Below are 2,997 nucleotides of genomic sequence, written 5' to 3'. Positions count from 1 at the left end.
ACGCCGGCTCGCTCGCCACCGTCCTCGCCCGCGCCGCGCAGGTGTGGCTGCACGTCCTTGCCGGTGAGGTCGACCTCGACGAGGTCACCGTCACGACGACCGCCCTGGCCGGCGCCGGGATGGCCTACGACGGGGCCCGGCTGGCCAAGGAGGCCGCGGTCCGCACGACCGACAAGCGCATCCTCGCCGCCATGCTCGGCCTCGCCCGCGGCCTGCTCGCGGGTCCGTCGACGACCGAGGAGCCCGCGGCGCCGTCGTCACCGGCTCCGTCACCCCGGCCGGTGGCGGCCGAGCACCCCGAGGCGGACCGGACCGCGGTGTCCCCCGCCGCCCCGCGCCCGGCGTCGCGACCCGGCGTCCTGTCCGACCGCGAGCGCGAGGTCGCCGAGCTGCTCCTCGACGGCATGACCTACCGCGAGATCGGCGACCGGCTCTTCATCACCGCGAAGACCGTCGAGCACCACGTCGGCCGGATGCGCCAGCGCCTCGGCTCCGAGACGCGGACCGACCTGTTCGCGGATCTGCGGTCCGCGCTCGCGAGCTGAGCGCCTCCGCCTCTCGACGCCGGAGTCGGACGGCCTTCGGGTACCGATCGGCTAGGCAGTTGATCATGGCGAGGGCACCGGTCGGAGCGGTGCCCTCGCCATGATCAACCGCCTACTCGCCGATCGGTCGCGACGGCCCCCGGGTCGTCGAGCCCGGACGAGAGCCGCGCGAACACCTCGTCGACGGTCTCGTGCAGCGTCGCCAGGTCGCGGGATCCGCCCCCCGGGCCGTCGGTCCAGCGCTGCATCGCCACCCGGAGGCCCGCCATCGTCGTGGCGGCCACCAGCGACGGGTAGACCCCCACGGCGCGGTCCTCCTCCGCGGAGCCGTCCGGAGCCGGTTCCCCGATGCGCTCGGCGACCGCGATCGCCAGCGCCCGTTCCCCCGCTGCGTACGCGGCGAGCTGGTGCTGGATCAGCGAGGGACTGCGGCGCATCATCCGCAGCTCCTCCAGCCGTTCCCCGTGCACGACGTCGTCGACGAAGGCCAGCACCGCTGCCCGCAGCGCCGTGAGGACGCTCTCCGCCGCGGGTCGGGCGCGGAACCGCTCGACCAGGGCCTCGCCCCGTGCGGCGTCCCCCGCGACGACCGCCTCCTCCTTGCTCGAGAAGTAGTTGAAGAAGGTCCGCAGGGAGACGTCGGCCTCGTCGGCGATCTGCTCGACGGTGACGTTCTCGATCCCGTGCTCGAGCGCCAGCCGCAGGGCGGCCTCGCTCAGCGCGGCCCGCGTGGCCTGCTTCTTGCGCTCCCGCCGACCCACCGTCACCGGGCCAGTCTCGCGCGGGGCGGTGAGGGCGCCGTTCACCGCGTCACCGCGGGGATCGCCTCGGTGGTGGCGTCGAGCAGGGTGAGGTCGGTGATCGCCCGGTGCCGGCCGGCCGACCCCCCCACGGACAGGACGACGTCGCGTCGCCCGGCGCCGACGGTGCCGCCGAGCAGTTCGACGTGCGGGGTCCCCTGCCACTGCACGACGAGCAGGTGCGGCACGTCGCGGGGGTCCACGGCGACCCGGTAGCGGCCGTCGTCGGCGGCGACCGTCCGGGCGAGCTGGTGGCCACCGTGGTCGATGACCGTGAGCACCGCGCCCGGGGCCGGGCGTCCGCCGTCGCGGACCACGCCCTCGACGACCGGGGCCTCGTCGACGACCGCGGCGGGCGCCGCGGGCGCGGCGGCCGTGTCGGTGACGTCGACCGTGTCCCGCAGCGGGACCTCCTCCAGGAAGAGGATCGCGACCAGGGCGATCAGCGCCATCGGGACGGCGACCAGGAAGACCTGGGCCACCGAGTCGCCGTAGGCATGCTCGACGACCGCGCGCACCGCCGCGGGGAACGTCGCGAGGTTCGGGATCGCCCCACTCGAGGACGACGTCGCCGAGGCCGGGATACCGATCGCGCCGAGCCCGGAGCTGATGGCCGTCGAGACGTGGCTGCTGAGCAGGGCGCCGAGGGCCGCGACGCCGGCCGCGCCGCCGAGGGAGCGGAAGAACGAGACGGTGGAACTGGCCGCGCCCATGTCGCGCAGGGCGACCTGGTTCTGCACGACGAGCACGAGGTTCTGCTGCGTGGCGCCGATGCCCACGCCGACCATCGCCATCGCCACCGCGAGCTCCCAGTACGGGGTGTCGGCGCTCATGACCAGGCCCTCGAACAGCAGCCCGACGACGAGCAGCACCGCGCCGCCCACCAGGTACGGCTTCCACCGCCCGTACCGGGAGATCAGTTGCCCGACGACCGTGGAGGCCAGGAACAGTCCGACGATCAGCGGCAGTGTCATGAGGCCGGCGGCGGTGGCGCTGGCCCCGCGGGCGAGCTGGAAGAACTGGCTGAGGAAGACCGACGAGCCGAACATCGCGACGCCGACGAAGAGCGAGGCGACGGTGGCGAGGGCGACGGTGCGGCTCCGGAAGAGCTGCAGCGGGACGATCGGCTCGCGGGCCGTCGACTCGACGACGACCGCCGCGACGAGGGCGACGATCCCGCCGGCGAGCCAGGCGAGGGACGCCCAGGAGACCCAGGCGAAGTTCTTGCCGCCCAGCGAGGTCCAGATCAGCAGCGCGGAGACGCCGGCCGCGATGAGCACCGCGCCGAGGTAGTCGATGTGCACCTCGCGCTTCAGGGTCGGCACCGTGAGCGTCTTCTGCAGCAGGCCGAGCGCGACGACGGCGATCGGGACGGTGACGTAGAAGCACCAGCGCCAGCCGATGGAGTCGACGATGACTCCGCCGATCAGCGGCCCGCCGACCGTCGCGACCGCCATGATCGCGCCGAGGTACCCGGAATACCGACCCCGCTCGCGCGGCGGGATGATCGCGGCCATCACGACCTGCGCCAGCGCGGTCAGCCCGCCCATGCCCAGGCCCTGCAGCACCCGGAAGCCGATGAGCTCCGGCGTCGAGGTCGAGAGCCCGGCCAGCATGGAGCCCACGATGAAGACCGTGATGGCGAGCTGGAC

3 protein-coding genes are annotated in these 2,997 nt (G+C 74.0%); 1 reads left to right on the top strand and 2 read right to left on the bottom strand.

The features are described 5' to 3' along the window. Positions 1–545: helix-turn-helix transcriptional regulator (locus AC0CYZ_RS06895; protein WP_472213638.1), on the top strand; the 545-nt coding region annotated here is incomplete at its 5' end. Between the two features lie 104 nt (positions 546–649). On the opposite strand, the gene AC0CYZ_RS06890 is transcribed toward AC0CYZ_RS06895, so the two are convergent. Both AC0CYZ_RS06890 and AC0CYZ_RS06885 read right to left on the bottom strand, forming a co-directional pair. Further along, complete coding sequence (locus AC0CYZ_RS06890) at positions 650–1,312, bottom strand: TetR/AcrR family transcriptional regulator (protein WP_472213636.1); 663 nt, start codon at positions 1,310–1,312, stop codon at positions 650–652. Between the two features lie 35 nt (positions 1,313–1,347). Next, on the bottom strand, positions 1,348–2,997 hold a 1,650-nt coding region (locus AC0CYZ_RS06885), incomplete at its 5' end, for an MFS transporter (protein ID WP_472213634.1).

This window comes from Actinomycetospora sp., assembly GCF_055612215.1.
Note: the sequence above shows the minus strand (reverse complement) of the source record. Positions and strands in the feature narration are given on the sequence as shown.